The organism is Streptomyces sp. NPDC003027, from assembly GCF_053591435.1.
In genome coordinates this window covers 299998-315210 of the sequence record NZ_JBSFTU010000002.1, presented here as the reverse complement: position 1 = coordinate 315210, position 15213 = coordinate 299998, and the positions used below count along the sequence as shown (strand labels likewise).

13 protein-coding genes are annotated in these 15213 nt (G+C 72.7%); 7 read left to right on the top strand and 6 right to left on the bottom strand.

The annotated features are described in order from the left end of the window. Nucleotides 1–103 precede the first annotated feature (103 nt). Both ACWDX6_RS03220 and ACWDX6_RS03215 read left to right on the top strand, forming a co-directional pair. Nucleotides 104–1372, top strand: a complete 1269-nt coding sequence (locus ACWDX6_RS03220) for a PspC domain-containing protein (RefSeq protein WP_451483224.1) — start codon at nucleotides 104–106, stop codon at nucleotides 1370–1372. After that, nucleotides 1369–2076 carry a LuxR C-terminal-related transcriptional regulator gene (locus ACWDX6_RS03215; RefSeq protein ID WP_451483223.1) on the top strand — a complete coding sequence of 236 codons (708 nt, stop codon included), beginning with the start codon at nucleotides 1369–1371 and terminating at the stop codon, nucleotides 2074–2076. Before ACWDX6_RS03220 ends, ACWDX6_RS03215 begins: the two co-directional genes overlap by 4 nt. 109 nt (nucleotides 2077–2185) lie before the next feature. On the opposite strand, the gene ACWDX6_RS03210 is transcribed toward ACWDX6_RS03215, so the two are convergent. After that, complete coding sequence (locus ACWDX6_RS03210; protein WP_451483222.1) at nucleotides 2186–3271, bottom strand: NlpC/P60 family protein; 1086 nt, start codon at nucleotides 3269–3271, stop codon at nucleotides 2186–2188. A 345-nt stretch (nucleotides 3272–3616) separates the two neighbouring features. Here ACWDX6_RS03210 and ACWDX6_RS03205 point away from each other — a divergent pair, with 345 nt between their 5' ends. After that, on the top strand, nucleotides 3617–3970 hold the full coding sequence (locus ACWDX6_RS03205; protein WP_451483221.1) for a hypothetical protein: 354 nt from the start codon (nucleotides 3617–3619) through the stop codon (nucleotides 3968–3970). Between the two features lie 15 nt (nucleotides 3971–3985). Here ACWDX6_RS03205 and ACWDX6_RS03200 read toward each other — a convergent pair whose 3' ends face one another. Continuing rightward, the gene (locus ACWDX6_RS03200; RefSeq protein WP_451483220.1) at nucleotides 3986–5149 is read right to left on the bottom strand and encodes an NlpC/P60 family protein; all 1164 of its coding nucleotides are present in this window, start codon (nucleotides 5147–5149) and stop codon (nucleotides 3986–3988) included. A gap of 273 nt (nucleotides 5150–5422) precedes the next feature. On the opposite strand from ACWDX6_RS03200, the gene pcrA reads away from it, so the two are divergent. Continuing rightward, the gene (gene pcrA, locus ACWDX6_RS03195) at nucleotides 5423–7870 is read left to right on the top strand and encodes a DNA helicase PcrA (RefSeq protein ID WP_451483219.1); all 2448 of its coding nucleotides are present in this window, start codon (nucleotides 5423–5425) and stop codon (nucleotides 7868–7870) included. Nucleotides 7871–7941: 71 nt separating this feature from the next. Here pcrA and ACWDX6_RS03190 read toward each other — a convergent pair whose 3' ends face one another. Both ACWDX6_RS03190 and ACWDX6_RS03185 read right to left on the bottom strand, forming a co-directional pair. Next, complete coding sequence (locus tag ACWDX6_RS03190) at nucleotides 7942–9393, bottom strand: M23 family metallopeptidase (protein ID WP_451483218.1); 1452 nt, start codon at nucleotides 9391–9393, stop codon at nucleotides 7942–7944. Nucleotides 9394–9624: 231 nt separating this feature from the next. Then, complete coding sequence (locus ACWDX6_RS03185) at nucleotides 9625–10416, bottom strand: esterase/lipase family protein (RefSeq protein ID WP_451483217.1); 792 nt, start codon at nucleotides 10414–10416, stop codon at nucleotides 9625–9627. A 290-nt stretch (nucleotides 10417–10706) separates the two neighbouring features. Here ACWDX6_RS03185 and ACWDX6_RS03180 point away from each other — a divergent pair, with 290 nt between their 5' ends. Beyond that, nucleotides 10707–11114, top strand: coding sequence for a cobalamin B12-binding domain-containing protein (locus tag ACWDX6_RS03180; protein ID WP_128976030.1), 408 nt, complete (start codon nucleotides 10707–10709; stop codon nucleotides 11112–11114). Nucleotides 11115–11336: 222 nt separating this feature from the next. Here ACWDX6_RS03180 and ACWDX6_RS03175 read toward each other — a convergent pair whose 3' ends face one another. Continuing rightward, a complete protein-coding gene (locus ACWDX6_RS03175) occupies nucleotides 11337–12938 on the bottom strand; it encodes a DUF5691 domain-containing protein (RefSeq protein ID WP_451483216.1) in 1602 nt (533 codons plus the stop codon). Nucleotides 12939–12983: 45 nt separating this feature from the next. Here ACWDX6_RS03175 and ACWDX6_RS03170 point away from each other — a divergent pair, with 45 nt between their 5' ends. Beyond that, on the top strand, nucleotides 12984–13157 hold the full coding sequence (locus ACWDX6_RS03170) for a hypothetical protein (protein ID WP_451483215.1): 174 nt from the start codon (nucleotides 12984–12986) through the stop codon (nucleotides 13155–13157). A gap of 74 nt (nucleotides 13158–13231) precedes the next feature. Here ACWDX6_RS03170 and ACWDX6_RS03165 read toward each other — a convergent pair whose 3' ends face one another. Beyond that, nucleotides 13232–14626 carry an SWIM zinc finger family protein gene (locus tag ACWDX6_RS03165; protein ID WP_451483214.1) on the bottom strand — a complete coding sequence of 465 codons (1395 nt, stop codon included), beginning with the start codon at nucleotides 14624–14626 and terminating at the stop codon, nucleotides 13232–13234. A gap of 160 nt (nucleotides 14627–14786) precedes the next feature. Here ACWDX6_RS03165 and ACWDX6_RS03160 point away from each other — a divergent pair, with 160 nt between their 5' ends. After that, nucleotides 14787–15197: a hypothetical protein gene (locus ACWDX6_RS03160; protein ID WP_451483213.1), complete on the top strand. Its 411-nt coding sequence runs from the start codon at nucleotides 14787–14789 to the stop codon at nucleotides 15195–15197. The last annotated feature ends 16 nt before the right edge of the window (nucleotides 15198–15213 follow it).

Here is a 15213-nt window from a genome sequence, read left to right as displayed (position 1 = left end):
GCCGCCCGCCCACCCCGACGCCTCCCCGGGGCGGTCCACCTAGGGGCCATCTCAGGGCCAGACCCTGATGTCCGGGCCTGGGAGGGCGTGTGACGATCGGTGTATGCCAGCAGCCGCCCGCGTCTCCGAGACCGACGAACCGCCCGTGCGCAAGCTCTACCGGAGCGCCGACGGACGGTGGCTCGGTGGTGTCGCACGCGGCCTCGCCGGACATCTCGGACTGCCCGTCGTCTGGGTCCGCGCCGTGTTCGTGGCGCTGCTCCTCGCGGACGGGCTCGGCGCCCTGCTGTACGCGGTCTTCTGGATCGTCGTCCCGCTGGGTGTCGGCGGACGGGCCGCGCCCCGGCCCGTGTTCGAGACGACGGCGGACGGCCGGCGGCGGCTGCGCAAGCCGGACCGCGGCCAGGTCTTCGCGCTGATCGCGCTGGCCCTCGGCGCCGCCGTCTTCGTCGGCAACGTCGACTTCGGCAACCAGGCCGACCGTTACGTCTGGCCGACGCTGCTGATCGGCGTCGGTGTGGTGCTCGTCTGGCGGCAGGCGGACAACGCCCGCCGGGCCAGCTGGACCGAGCCGGGCCGCCGGCGGCGCACGCTCCAACTCGCCCGCGGCTTCGCGGGCGTCGCCCTGGTCGGCCTCGGCCTGACCGCCTTCATGGTGGTCCGGGGGTCCGCCGCCCAGCTCGGCACGGCGTTCACCGCCGCGATAGCCGTGCTCACGGGCATCGCCCTGCTCGCCGGGCCGTGGCTGGTCCGGATGTCGCAGGACCTCTCCGAGGAGCGGACGATGCGCATCCGCGCCCAGGAGCGCGCGGAGGTCGCGGCCCACGTCCACGACTCCGTCCTGCACACCCTCACCCTCATCCAGCGGAACGCGGACGAGCCCGGGGAGGTGCGCCGACTCGCCCGCGCACAGGAGCGGGAGCTGCGGAACTGGCTGTACAAGCCGGAGGGGACGGGCAAGGACGAGGACGAGGAGCCCGACACACTCGCGGAGGCGGTGAAGAAGGCCGCCGCCGAGGTCGAGGACAAGCACGGTGTCCCGCTGGAGGTCGTGGTCGTCGGCGACTGCCCGCTCGACGAGAAACTGGCCGCGCAGATGCAGGCCGCGCGCGAGGCGATGGTCAACGCCGCCAAGTACGGTGGCGAGGGAGGGGCGGTGCAGGTCTACGCCGAGGTCGAGGGCCGTACGGTCTTCGTCTCCGTCCGCGACCGGGGGCCGGGTTTCGACCTGGACTCCGTACCCGAGGACCGGATGGGCGTACGAGAATCGATCATCGGCCGGATGCAGCGCAACGGCGGTTCGGCCCGGCTGCGGTCCGTGCCGGGCGGGGGCACCGAAGTGGAGCTTGAGATGGAGAGGGCGGACGGATGAGCGACGAGACCGGGACCGGGACGACGGAGGTACCGACCACGGAGCGCCGGGTGCGGGTCGTCCTCGTCGACGACCACCGGATGTTCCGCACCGGCGTGCGGGCCGAGATCGGCCGGACCGACATCACCGGTGTCGAGGTCGTCGGCGAGGCCGCCGATGTCGACCAGGCCGTCACGGTGATCACCGCGACCCGTCCCGAGGTCGTCCTGCTGGATGTGCATCTGCCGGGTGGCGGTGGGGTCGAGGTGCTGCGCCGCTGCGCGAACCTGATGGCCGCGCCCGAGAACCCGGTCCGCTTCCTGGCCCTCTCGGTCTCCGACGCGGCGGAGGACGTCATCGGCGTCATCCGCGGCGGTGCCCGTGGCTATGTCACCAAGACGATCACCGGCACGGACCTGGTCGACTCGATCTTCCGGGTGCAGGACGGCGACGCGGTGTTCTCCCCGCGCCTGGCCGGATTCGTCCTGGACGCCTTCGCGTCCACGGACGCCCCGCCGGTGGACGAGGACCTGGACCGCCTCACCCAGCGGGAGCGGGAGGTGCTGCGGCTGATCGCGCGTGGATACGCGTACAAGGAGATCGCCAAGCAGCTCTACATCTCGGTGAAGACGGTCGAGTCGCATGTCTCCGCGGTACTGCGCAAGCTGCAGCTCTCCAACCGGCACGAGCTGACCCGCTGGGCGACCGCCCGCCGCCTGGTCTGACCCGCGACCCGACGAGGCCGCCCGCCGCCTGATCTGATCCGCCGCCCACGACGCGCCCCCGCTCCCCACCGTCCCCCGCCCCCCGCCCCCGGCCGGGGCGGCCGGGGCGTCACCCCACCCGGGTCGCGCCGGCGAACGGCATCTCGTCGATCGGTGCCACCCGCACCGGGGCGCCCGGTCGTGGTGCGTGGATCATCTGCCCGCCGCCGATGTAGAGGCCCACGTGGCTGATGCCCGAGTAGAAGAACACCAGGTCGCCGGGGCCCAGTTCGGAGCGTGAGACCCGCTGCCCGGCGTTGATCTGCGTATAGGTGGTGCGGGGCAGCGCGACGCCCGCGGCCCGCCAGGCCGCCTGTGTCAGCCCCGAGCAGTCGTACGCCGAAGGACCGGTCGCCCCCCACACGTACGGCTTGCCCAGCTGGCCCCGGGCGAAGGAGACGGCCTGTGCGGCGCGGGCGTTCGGCGCCGTCACCGGCCCGCGTGCCAGGGAGTCCCGGTCCGCCCGGGCCCCGGACGCACCGCTCGGACCCGCCGTCCCGACCCGTCCCGATCCCGTCGCCGCCGCCGCCTCGTACCGTGCCCGCTCCTCGGCGGTCAGCCGGGCGAGCAGTGCGCGCGCCTGGCCGAGCTTGGCCCGTACGGCCGCCTCCTGCCGGCGCAGCTCGGCCTCGTGACCGCGCAGCTCCGTCAGCCGTCGGGTGGACTCGGCGCGCAACTGCCCGATCCCGGTGAGCTCCCGGCGTACCGAGCCGAGGGCGGCGGCCTGACGCTCCCCGGCCTTCTCGGCGATCGCGGCGCGCGCCAGATACTGGTCCGGGTCGGAGGTCAGGGCCAGGCGCACGGCGGGATCCAGACCGCCGGAACGATACTGCGCGGTGGCGATCGCACCCAGGCCGTTGCGGAGGGTGTTGAGCCGCTGGGTCCTGCGAGCCGCCTCGTCACGCAGCCGGTCCAGCGAGCCCCGCGCCTCGGTGGCCCTCTCCTTCGCCGCGTTGTACTTCTCGGTGGCCACCTCGGCCTCCTGGTACAGCCGGTCCACCTCCGCCTTCACCTGGGCGGGGGTCGGCCGGGGCTCGGCGTGCCCGGAGCCCTCGAACACTGTCGCCGTCGCCGCCGAGGCCAGAGCGAGCGTGGCGGCGGTCCGTGCCGCCCGGCCGCCGAGAGGGGACTGCTGGGGCTTCCGGTGCGCTGCCACGAGGGCGGGTCACATCCTCTCCCTGTGAGGGCCGATGCCCGCCGGGACCGACGGCGGCCCGCACAGGGGAGACGGGCCGCCGCCGGGTTTTCTCGGCGGGGGCGGTCGGCGCCGCCGGAAGGACCGGCGGTGGTGGGAGCCGACCACCTGGGGCAGGACGCTAAACCCGTGCGTCACGGTCCGGCGGGGAGATGACCGCTACTGGCGTCAGTTGACGCTCCGGGACCGGTCTCGTCCGACCCCGGAGACGAGTGGGCACCGCTTTCCGGATCGGGCCCGACCGATGCGCCGGAGAAGGCGGCCCCGACCGGAGAGCGGTGCTATGGCCCGGTTAGGCTCCGCTCCATGGACGTCCTCATCAATGTCTTCGTCGCCCTGCACATCATCGGAATCGCCTCCCTGCTCGGCGGGTTCCTCACGCAGGTGAAGGCGATGGGCGCGGGTACGGCCCGCTTCGTCCCCGCGATGCTGCACGGCGCGCTGACCATGCTGATCACGGGCATCGCCCTGGTCGGCCTGAACCAGGCGGACGACCAGACCGTCGACAACGTGAAGATCGGCGTCAAGATGGCGGTGCTCGTCGTCATCCTCGCCCTCGTCTATGTGAAGCGGGACGAGGAAAGGGTCGCCAAGGGCCTCTTCGGCGCGGTCGGCGGCCTGACCGTCGCCAACATCTTCATCGCCACCCTGTGGACCTGACCGTCCGATGACGCCTCAGGCCGGGCGCACGCCGCCGTGGACCGGCATGGAGAAGACCGACTCCTCGCGCACGTTCGCGCCCGCCTTCGGCGCGTGGATCATCTTCCCGCCGCCGATGTAGAGGCCCACGTGGCTGATGTCGTCGTAGAAGAAGACCAGATCGCCCGGCAGCAGATCGTCGGTCGCGACCCGTGTCCCCGCCTCCACCTGGTCCCAGGTGGTACGGGGCAGGTCGACGCCCGCCTCCTTCCAGGCGGCCTGGGTGAGGCCGGAGCAGTCGTACGAGCTCGGACCCGTCGCTCCCCACACGTACGGCTTGCCGATCTGGCCCCGCGCGAACGCCAGCGCCTTCGCGGCCTTGACGGCGTACCCGGAGGTGGCGCCTCCGGTGGGCGACGGGGTGGTCGCGGGCGTCCCAGGCAGCTGCTGCTGCCGCCGGGCCGCCTCCTGCCGGCGCCGCTCGGCCTCGGCCGCCGCCTTCGCCGCCTCCGCCTCGGCCCGCTCCTCCGCCTTGCGCCGGGCCTCCGCCTCGCGCCTGCGCTCCAGCTCCGCGAGCCGGGCCTTCTCCTCGGCCGTGAGCCGGGCCAGGAGCGTGCGCGCCTCGGCCAGCTTCCGCTGGACCGTCTGCTTGCTGGTACGCAGCGCAGCCTGCGACGCGGTGAGGCTCTCCAGGCTCCGCGCCGCCTCCGCGCGCCGCTTCGCCGCCTCGGCTCGCTTGTTCTCGTAGTCCGCCACCGCGCCGCGCTGCCGCTCGGAGAGCCGGCTCATGAGGTGCGTCTGGTCGAAGTACGACTGGGGACTGTCCGCGAAGATCAGCGCAGCCGTCGGCCCCACCGCCCCGGCCCGGTACTGCGCTGCGGCGTACGAGCCGAGCGTGCGGCGGGACTCGTTGATCGCCTCGGTCCGCCGCGCCACGTCGTCCAGGATCCGGTCGACCTTGCGCCGCTGCTGAACGGTGGCCTCCTTGACCCGGTTGTACTCCTGGGTCGCCGTGCCGGCCTGCCGGTAGAGGGCGTCGACCTTCTTCTGGACCTCCTCCACCGTCGGCTTCGCCGGAGCCGCCCCGGCGCTCTGCGTGGACAGCAGCGTGACCGAGGCGAGAGCGGCCGTCGTGACCCCGACGGCGGGGGAGTGCTGACGTGTGCTGCGCGGCTTGCGATGGGACGCCAAGACCGGCATCTCCTTCCGTGGACGCCGGTGCCCACGGGCGCGACTGCCTCGCGGCAGGGCCGGGTTCGGCGTGAGCCGCCCGCTCGGCGTGATTCGCCGTCGAAGGGGACGGGCTGCTTGGCGGAGCACGCTAGCCAACCCGTACGGCGGCTGGGAAGACCGATGTTCGATATGCCCGATACATTTTCGTGACCTGAAGCGGATGATCACCCTCAGTGAGTTCGGCCTCACTTCGAGAGGTGGGAGCGGGCTGTCAGTCCGGCGGCCTAGACTCGATAAGCGATGAGCAGCCTCTTTGACGACAGCTTCCTGGCAAGCCTCCAGAACCACTCCTCGGAGGAGCCCCCGCCCCCGCCCGAGGACCACGAGCACGGCGCCCCGGCCGAGGCGGAGGTCCCGCACGACCTCTTCGGGGGCCGGTTCGACGTGCCGCCGGCCAGGGACGCGCACTACCGCGACGGAGCCCCGCGCCCCGTCGTGGACGCCGCCGCGCTCCTGGAGGGGCTGAACGAACAGCAGCGCGCCGCCGTCACGCACACCGGCACCCCGCTGCTCATCGTCGCCGGAGCCGGCTCCGGCAAGACCCGGGTGCTCACCCACCGCATCGCCCACCTCCTGGCCACCCGGCACGTCCACCCCGGCCAGATACTGGCGATCACCTTCACCAACAAGGCCGCCGGCGAGATGAAGGAGCGGGTCGAGCAGCTCGTCGGCCCACGCGCCAACGCCATGTGGGTCATGACCTTCCACAGCGCGTGCGTCCGCATCCTGCGCCGCGAGTCGAAGAGGCTCGGCTTCACGTCCTCGTTCTCGATCTACGACGCCGCCGACTCCAAGCGCCTGATGGCGCTGGTCTGCCGGGACCTGGACCTCGACCCGAAGAAGTTCCCCCCGAAGTCGTTCAGCGCCAAGATCTCCAACCTGAAGAACGAGCTGATCGACGAGGAGACCTTCGCCGACCAGGCCGCCGACGGCTTCGAGAAGACGCTCGCCGAGGCGTACCGCATGTACCAGGCGCGGCTGCGCGAGGCCAACGCCCTGGACTTCGACGACATCATCATGACGACGGTCCATCTGCTCCAGGCGTTCCCGGACGTCGCCGAGCACTACCGCCGCCGCTTCCGCCACGTCCTCGTCGACGAGTACCAGGACACCAACCACGCCCAGTACACCCTCGTACGCGAACTGGTCGGCACCGGTTACGAAGATCTGGGCCCCGCCGAGCTGTGCGTCGTCGGTGACGCGGACCAGTCGATCTACGCCTTCCGAGGCGCGACCATCCGCAACATCCTCCAGTTCGAGGAGGACTACCCCGACGCGACGACGATCCTGCTCGAACAGAACTACCGCTCGACGCAGACCATCCTCTCCGCCGCCAACGCCGTCATCGAGCGCAACGAGAGCCGTCGCCCCAAGAACCTGTGGACCAACGCGGGCGCGGGCGCGCAGATCACCGGCTATGTCGCGGACACCGAGCACGACGAGGCCCAGTTCGTCGCCGACGAGATCGACCGGCTGACCGACGCGGGCGAGGCGAAGGCCGGCGACGTCGCCGTCTTCTACCGTACGAACGCCCAGTCCCGTGTCTTCGAAGAGATCTTCATCCGCGTCGGCCTGCCGTACAAGGTCGTCGGCGGCGTGCGCTTCTACGAGCGCAAGGAGGTCCGCGACGTCCTCGCCTACCTGCGCGTGCTCGCCAACCCCGAGGACAACGTCCCGCTGCGCCGCATCCTCAACGTCCCCAAGCGGGGCATCGGCGAGCGCGCCGAGGCGATGATCGACGCCCTCTCCCTGCGGGAGAAGATCACCTTCCCGCAGGCGCTGAAGCGGGTCGACGAGGCGTACGGCATGGCGGCCCGCTCCGCCAACGCCGTCAAGCGTTTCAACGCCCTGATGGAGGAGCTCCGCACCGTCGTCGACTCCGGCGCGGGCCCGGCCGTCGTCCTCGAGGCCGTGCTGGAGCGGACCGGGTATCTCGCCGAGCTGCAGGCCTCCACCGACCCGCAGGACGAGACCCGGATCGAGAACCTCCAGGAACTGGCGGCAGTGGCCCTGGAGTTCGAGCAGGAGCGCGGGGAAGAGGGCGGGACCCTCGCCGAGTTCCTGGAGCAGGTCGCCCTCGTCGCGGACTCCGACCAGATCCCCGACGAGGACGAGGAGGGGTCCGGAGTCATCACGCTGATGACCCTGCACACCGCCAAGGGCCTGGAGTTCCCGGTGGTCTTCCTGACCGGCATGGAGGACGGCGTCTTCCCGCACATGCGCGCGCTCGGCCAGACCAAGGAGCTGGAGGAGGAGCGGCGCCTGGCGTACGTGGGCATCACCCGCGCCCGCGAGCGGCTCTATCTGACCCGCTCCTCGATGCGCAGCGCCTGGGGCCAGCCCTCGTACAACCCGGCCTCGCGCTTCCTGGAGGAGATCCCGGCGACGTATCTGGAGTGGAAGCGGACCGGTCCGATGGTGAAGCCCGCCGGGCCGACCTCGGGGATCACCTCCCAGCTCTCCTCCTCGCGCTCGCGCACCGGTCCCTCGGGCTTCGCGACGCGCCGCGCCGGCGAGAAGCCGGTGCTCGCGCTCCAGGTCGGCGACCGGGTCACGCACGACCAGTTCGGCCTCGGCACGGTCATGCAGGTGACGGGCGTGGGCGCGGACGCCCAGGCGACGATCGACTTCGGTGACGAGAAGCCGAAGCGTCTGCTGCTGCGGTACGCGCCGGTCGAGAAGCTCTGACCCGCTGACCGCGGGCACACGAGGAAGGGCCCCGGCTTCGGCCGGGGCCCTTCGCTCTGTGCTCGTCTACGTCAGCCGGTCGGGCTGAGGCCGTGGCTGCGCAGCCACGACTCGGGGTCGATCGCCGCCCCGCCGTTCGGCCGTACCTCGAAGTGGAGGTGCGGGCCGGTGGAGTTGCCGGAGTTGCCGGAGTACGCGATGACGTCACCGGCCTTGACCTTGCCGGAGCGGATCTTGGTGCTGCTCAGGTGGCAGTACCAGGTCTCGGTGCCGTCCTCGGCCGTCACGATCGCCATGTTGCCGTAGGCGCTGTTCCACTGCGTACGGACGGTGCCGTCGGTCGCGGCCATCACCTTCGAGCCGTACTGGACCGGGAAGTCGATACCGGTGTGCACGGACATCCAGTTGACGCCGGCCTGGCCGTAACGGGCGCTGAGCTGGTGCAGCTTCACGGGCAGCGCGAACTTCGGGCGCAGCGCCTCCTTGCGGGCCGCCTCCTCCTCGCGCTTCTTCCGCTCCGCTTCCTGCCGCAGCTTGAGGTCGATGCGCTCCTGGGTGCGGCTGGCGCGGTCACCGAAGTCGCGGGCCTCGGCGCTCAGCGCCGCGAGCTGGGTGTCCAGCTCGTTGTTGGCGGCGACCGGCTCCACCGACGACGGATCGGCCGCGGCCAGCGCGGTCGTGTCGTCCTTGGTCTCGGCGCCCGCTTCCGCGAGCCCGCCGACGGAAGCGGCGGCGATCCCGGCGACACCCATGACGCAGGCCGACGGGACGGCGACGGTCAGGAGCGCCGAACGCTTGGCGGGGGTACGGCGACGGCCTCGGCTGCCGCCCGAGGAGCGGCGTACGGGGCGGGCGGCGGGGGCGGCCGGAGACTCCGTGAGGATCTCGACGGCCGGTTCCCCGGCCTCGGCCGGGGTCTCGTAGTCGTAGCCGTAGTCGTACGGCTGCTCGTCGGCCGGAACGGCCTCGAATCGCGCGGTGTGCTCGGCCTCCGTGGCGTGCTCGTCCCCGGGGCCGATGCCGTGACCGTCGCCCTGGTCGGGGACGAACTCGTACGCGGGGGTGTACTGCTGCGGAACGACGGGCTCGGCGACCCGCGGCTCGGGCTCGAGCGCGGCGGCGTGGTTCCAGGCGGTGGCGTCGTACGTACCGGTGTCGAAGGTGGGGGTCGTCCACTGACCGGTCGTGTCGTACGAGGAAAGGTGCGCCGTCTCGTACTGGCCGGTCTGCTGCGCCTCGCTCCAGGCGGTGGCGTCCCACTGTCCGGTGGTGTCGTACTGTCCGGTGGTGTCGTACTGACTGTGGGCGTCGTACTGCTGGGGGATCGGCTGCGGCGCGACGTAGGTGTCGTACGTGCCGGCGTCCCACTGCTGGCTGCCGTTCCACTGAGTGGTGTCGTACTGACCGCTGTGACCTGCTTCGTAACCGCCCGGGAGGGCACCGAACAGCGGGTCGGTGGCGAAGCTGCCGGTGGTGTGGGCGTCGTCTCCGACGTATCCGGCGTGGGGGTGCTGGTCGTTCACCAACTTCTCTCTCGCCTCGGCGGCAGGACCAGTCCGGGGCGGGCCCGACGAGGGGTGTCCCGGGGGTAAGCAGTGGCGCGACTGTACCCGGCGGTATGCGCAAGCGACAATCTTCGGAGGGTTTTGGGTCCGCAGGAAACGGGCAATCGGCCGTGTTTCGGCGATCTGAGGGAAGAGCTTTGGCTCTGTGTTCGAGGAACGTTCGAAGAACAGGCTTCTTCTGGCGGGTCGTCAGGCGACGGAGGTGGCTCCGGGTTCGTTCCCCGGAGCGTCGCTCTCCCGCTCCTCGGCGTCGAGGGCTTCCAGGATCCCGGCGGCGACCGTCGGATGAACGGGCAGGGCGAGATGTCCGATTCCGCTCACGCGCACGTTGTGGACCAGCAGATCGGGGTGGTCGAGCCGGGCCGTCTCGACCGGGACCATCACCTGGTCCAGATCGCTCCAGAAGCTGACGAAGCGGGTCCGGCAGTCGGGTGCGGGCCCGGCCAGCTCCCGCAGCACCTCGGAACCGGGACGCATCTGCCGCACCAGGGGGTGCGCGCCGGCCCATGGGGCGGCGGTGGTCCCGGCGTGCGGGGTGCCGAGCATGACCAGCGTGCGCACCCGTGCGTCACCACCCAGTCGCTGTACGTAATAGCGGGCGATGAGTCCGCCGAGGCTGTGTCCGACCAGGTCGACCCGCTCGTGGCCGGTGCGCGAGCAGAGTTCCTCGATCCGGCGGCCGAGGAGGTCGGCGGCCGTCCGCAGGTCGCCCGTGAGCGGAGAGTAGTTGAGCGAGTCGACACAGTCACGGCCGTTGCGGACGAGTGCGCGGCGCAGGAGGACGAAGACGGAACGGTTGTCGACCAGGCCGTGGAGGAGGACCACGGGACGGCCGGACCCCTGACCCGAGGCGGAGACGGTCACGGGGCGCTCACGGACGATTCCGGAGGGATACAGAAGCATGTGGCCGGTGAGGATCGCCAGCTCCAGCGCGTTGGCCTTCAGCGCGGTCGTGACCTTGGTGAGCCTGGTGAGCACCATGAGCGGCCTCCCGAACGGCACGCGGGCGCCGTACGGCGGTCGGTGCGCCAGGCCCTGTGCCGTACGGCACGGGGCCCGCGACCCCCGTCGCGGCTCCCTTGCGCACGACCCGGTTGCGGCTGAAGGGCCCAGGAGGAGGGCCCGGGGAGGGTGCGGCGCAGAGCGAACATGTCCCTCCGTGTGATTTCCCCCTCCCTGCCCACCGCGAAACGGCCGCTTGCGGGATGCTGGCGATAACGTTCGTTCACCTCCCCGGCCATCAGGCCCGGGGGTCGCATGTGGAGGCAGTGATGGGTGTGACCGGTCCGATCCGCGTGGTGGTGGCCAAGCCGGGTCTCGACGGCCACGATCGCGGGGCCAAGGTGATCGCGCGGGCGCTGCGCGACGCCGGTATGGAGGTCATCTACACCGGCCTGCACCAGACGCCCGAGCAGATCGTGGACACGGCGATCCAGGAGGACGCCGACGCGATCGGCCTGTCGATCCTCTCGGGGGCGCACAACACGCTCTTCGTGAAGGTCCTGGAGCTCCTGAAGGAGCGCGACGCGGAGGACATCAAGGTCTTCGGCGGCGGGATCATCCCCGACGCGGACATCGCGCCGCTGAAGGAGAAGGGTGTCGCGGCGATCTTCACCCCGGGCGCGACGACGGCGTCGATCGTCGACTGGGTCAACGCGAACGTACGGGTCGCGGCGTAACGGCGGGGCCGCCGGGTGACGGGTGCTTGAAGGTCGTGGACCGCCGGGCGCCCGGTCGGCCGAGGCGCGCTCGGGCAGCCATGGTGTGCGGTTTGACGCGTGCTCAGGAGCGTCAGGGCCGGCGGACCACCGGCTGTCGAGCGGTCGGGCTCGACAGCCGGTAGCCGGGGCCGGACGGGCGGGCCTGCGGGCCTGTCCATCAGGGATTCTTCCGGGGCGGTTTCAGACCGTCAGCTCGGCGAGCATCTCCGCGCGCAGGCGCAGCGTCGACACCAGGCGCTGGAACGCCTCGGACCAGTAACCGCCCGCCCCGGGGGAGGCGTCCTCCGGTTCGGCGGGGAGGGCCGTCAGGGACTCCAGTTGGGGTGCCGCGTCGGGGGAGAGGCAGCGTTCGGCCAGGCCCATCACGCCGCTGAAGCTCCATGGGTAGCTGCCCGCCTCCCGCGCGATGTCCAGGGCGTCGATCACCGCGCCGCCCAGGGGTTCCGCCCAGGGAACCGCGCAGACGCCGAGCAGTTGGAACGCCTCCGACAGGCCGTGCGCCGCGATGAAGGAGGCGACCCAGCGGGCCCGCTCCTCGTCCGGGAGGGTCGAGAGGAGTTTCGCGCGTTCGGCGAGGGACGCGGTGCCCGGACCTGTCGCGGGCGGGGCCGACGGGGGCCCGAGCAGCGCCCTCGACCAGGCGGCGTCGCCCTGCCGTACGGCGGCCCGGCACCAGGCCGCGTGCAGCTCGGCCCGCCACTCGTCGGCGACGGGCAGGGCCACGATCTCCTCGGGGCCGCGCCCGCCGAACCGGGCCGGCCAGCAGGCCAGCGGCGCCGACTCGACGAGCTGGCCGAGCCACCAGGACCGCTCGCCCCGCCCGGTCGGCGGGGTGGGTATCAGACCGTCCCGCCGCATGCCCGCGTCGCACTCGTGCGGCGCCTCGACGACGATCGTCTCGGCCCCCTCCGTACGGTCCAGGCTGACGCAGGACGCGGCCCGGCGCGCCATGCGGCCGGCGAGCGCCGATCCGGGCAGCGCGGAGAGCAGCTCGGCGGCCGTGGAGCGGACGTTGCGGCTGCGGTCGGACAGGGCCGCCTCCAGGAACTCCTCGTCGGCATCGGAGAGTTCGTTCCGGAGGGAGTCCACGAACATCAGCCGGTCCTCGGCCCGCTCGGCCGGCCAGGTGGAGCGCAGCAAGGAGAGCGCCGCCGCCGGGTCCGCCGCCCGCAGGGAGGAGAGCAGCGCGACCCGTTCGGCGAACAGGCCCTCCTCCCACAGGGCCCGGACCGCCGCCCCGTCCCGGGGGTCGGGCAGCACGGCGCTGCCGGACGCGCCGCGCAGGGCGAACTTCCACTCAGGGTTCAGCCCGGCGAGCCACCGCCCGCGCGGTCCGGCCAGGGCCAGCGCCTGGGGCCGCAGGTCGGTGCGGGCGCGGGCGGCGTCGAGGAGGGCGGGCAGCGCGGACGCGGGGGCCTTGTAGCCGTGCTCGTTGGCTGCGGCGAGCCACTGCGGGAGCAGTTCGGCGAGGTCGGGCGCGGCTCCCCTTCGCCCGCCGGACGGGGCCGGGGCCGCCCGGTCCGCGAGCAGCCGACCGAGGCGGCGACGGGCCGCCTCCGGCAGCGGACGGCGGTGATCGTCGGGCGCGGGCTCGGGCGCGGGGGCGGCGGGGCCGGGGCGCAGGCCAGCCCTGCGGCGCACGGTGTGCAGGGCCGCGGCGTCGAGCAGGACGACGGGAGCGTCGTCAGCGGCCGCCGCCGTACCGGACAGCGCGGGCGACGTGGGCGGTCGTCGATCGGTGCCGAGCAGGGCCGAGGTGACGAGCTCTTCCCAGGCGTCCATCAAAGTCCTCCAGGCTGTCGTCGGTCGAGTGGTGGGCGCCGCCGGATGTGGGCTGGTGTCAGCTGGTCGGGCCGCGCGGAACCGCCGTACCGGGTGGGTGGCGGCGGCGCCGGTGCGGGGCCGGTCGTCGTACGGGCGAGGTGGTGGCGCCGGGCGGTGGCGGTCGTCGTACGGGGCGAGGCGGTGGCGCGGGTGCGAGGCGGTGGCGCCGGGCGGTGAGCGACAACCCGCGGCCGCGTCAGCCCGGCAGGAGTCGCGTCGGCACCGGAGCGGTCCGGTCAGGGGTCGGGCGGTCAGTGGAGCGGGACCGTTTCGCCCGGGGCCTCCGGGGACCAGCCGGCGAGCGGGGTGAAGCCGCGGTGGCCGCACTCGCCGAAGACGGTCACCGGCCGGCCGCCCGACAGTGCCGCCAGCCGCCACAGGCCGGCCCGCGCGAGCGCCGGGGCGCTCAACGGCACCGCCTCGCCGCCGACCTGGCTTCCGGAGGCGCCGGTGTGGTCACCTCGGCCCGTCGGTCTCGCGTCCGCCAGCTGCCAGCCGTACTCCGTCGGGATCGGCACGACATCGGTCAGGGTCGCCGGCCAGGAGTCCAGCCACGGGTCCTCCCGCAGGGCGTCGCCGTAGGCCGTGAGGGCGTCGGCGACCGTGCCGCCCGGAGGCGGGGCGTCGAGCGGTGCCGGGGCGGAGAACTGCTCGGCCCATTCGGCCCGCAGCGCGCCCGCGCCCGCGTGGAGGGTGACCGCCGCGTCGAGGACGGAGCCCACCGGGAGGGAGAGTCGAGGTGCTCGTCCCGCCGCTCCGAAGGAGAGGAGCAGGGCCGTCCGTCCGCTCTCCCGGCCGTGCAGCCAGACGCGGCGGGTCGTCAGTCTGCTGTCGGCCGCGTCGTACTGGGCGAGAACCAGCCAGTCGTCCCGTACCGTCGGACCCTGCGCGGGCGCGGTGAGGCCTACCCGGGCGCGGACGGTGGTCGCGAGCGGATCGGGGAGCCGGTCGACGCCGAGCCAGGCCCTGTCGAGGAGATGGGTGAGCGCGCACTCCTCCAGGAGTCGCACCGGCCATCCGGGCCCCGAGCCCGGAATCGACCCCAACTCCCGGACGCGGCCCGCCAGACCGGGGGCCTGGGCGTCGACCATTCTCGCCGCCGTCTCCTCCCACAGGGTGTAACCGGACTGCTCGGCCGACGCCAGACCCCCGCAGAGCAGATCGGCGAGCCGCTGCTCCAACTCCTCGGCTCCCGCGGTGATCCTGGCCGCCCGGCGCTCGGCCCGGCGGCGCGCGGCCTCCGGGTCGGCGGGCGTGGCCGCGGCCTCGCCTCCCCCGTCGCCCGAGCGGGCGGCGGCGCGCTCCCGCCGCGTCTCCAGCCATGGCGCGGCCCAGTCCGGGACCTCGCCGCCGCCGACGGCCGTGCCGTCCGTGGCCCAGAGCAGCAGCAGCCCCAGCGCGTGCTTGCACGGGAACTTCCGGCTCGGGCAACTGCACGTGTACGCCGGGCCCGTGGTGTCGACCACCGTCCGGTACGGCTTGCTGCCGCTGCCCCGGCACAGGCCCCAGACGGCGCCCTCGCCGCTGCTGCCCGCGCCGGACCACGGCCCGGCCGTCCCCAGCTTGCTTCCCGCTCTGCGCGAGGCGTCGTCAGGAGCCAGAGCCAGCACCTGATCCGCCGTCCAGCGCACCCCCTGTGTGTCCATGCCCCCGACGGTAGGGGGCACCACTGACAACGCCCCCGGCCTGCTGTTTCGCGCCCCCGGGCCGACCGAAAGGCCGCTTGACTTTACTCTCTCTTTACGATTTTCTGCGAGGGCTCACCACACCATCCGCCGCACACCGGCAGTTCAGGGGGACCGCGCCATGAAGCGCACCGCTCGCACCGTCCGCACCGCCGCCTCGGCCCTCGCCGTCACCGGCCTGGCCTTCGGCCTCGGCGCCTGCTCCACGGCCGTCGACCAGGTCGACAAGGCCGTGAACGAGACCTACGAAGTCACGTACGAAGTCAGCGGCAAGGGCGTCGATTCGATCGAGTACCACGCCGGTGGCGGCACGGCGATGGAGCCGAAGATGGAGTCGGAGAAGAAGCCGACCACGCCGTGGAAGAAGACGGTGACGCTGAAGGGGGTCATGCCGCCCGCCGTCATGCCGGTCTCGCTCACCCCCGCCGACATCACCTGCAAGGTCATCCACGAGGGCAAGGTCATCAAGGAGGCGAAGGGCGAGGAGGCGATGACCGGAGGCTGCGTCGCGGTCTCCCCGATCGCCGGCTGACTTCCGTCCCAGAGCG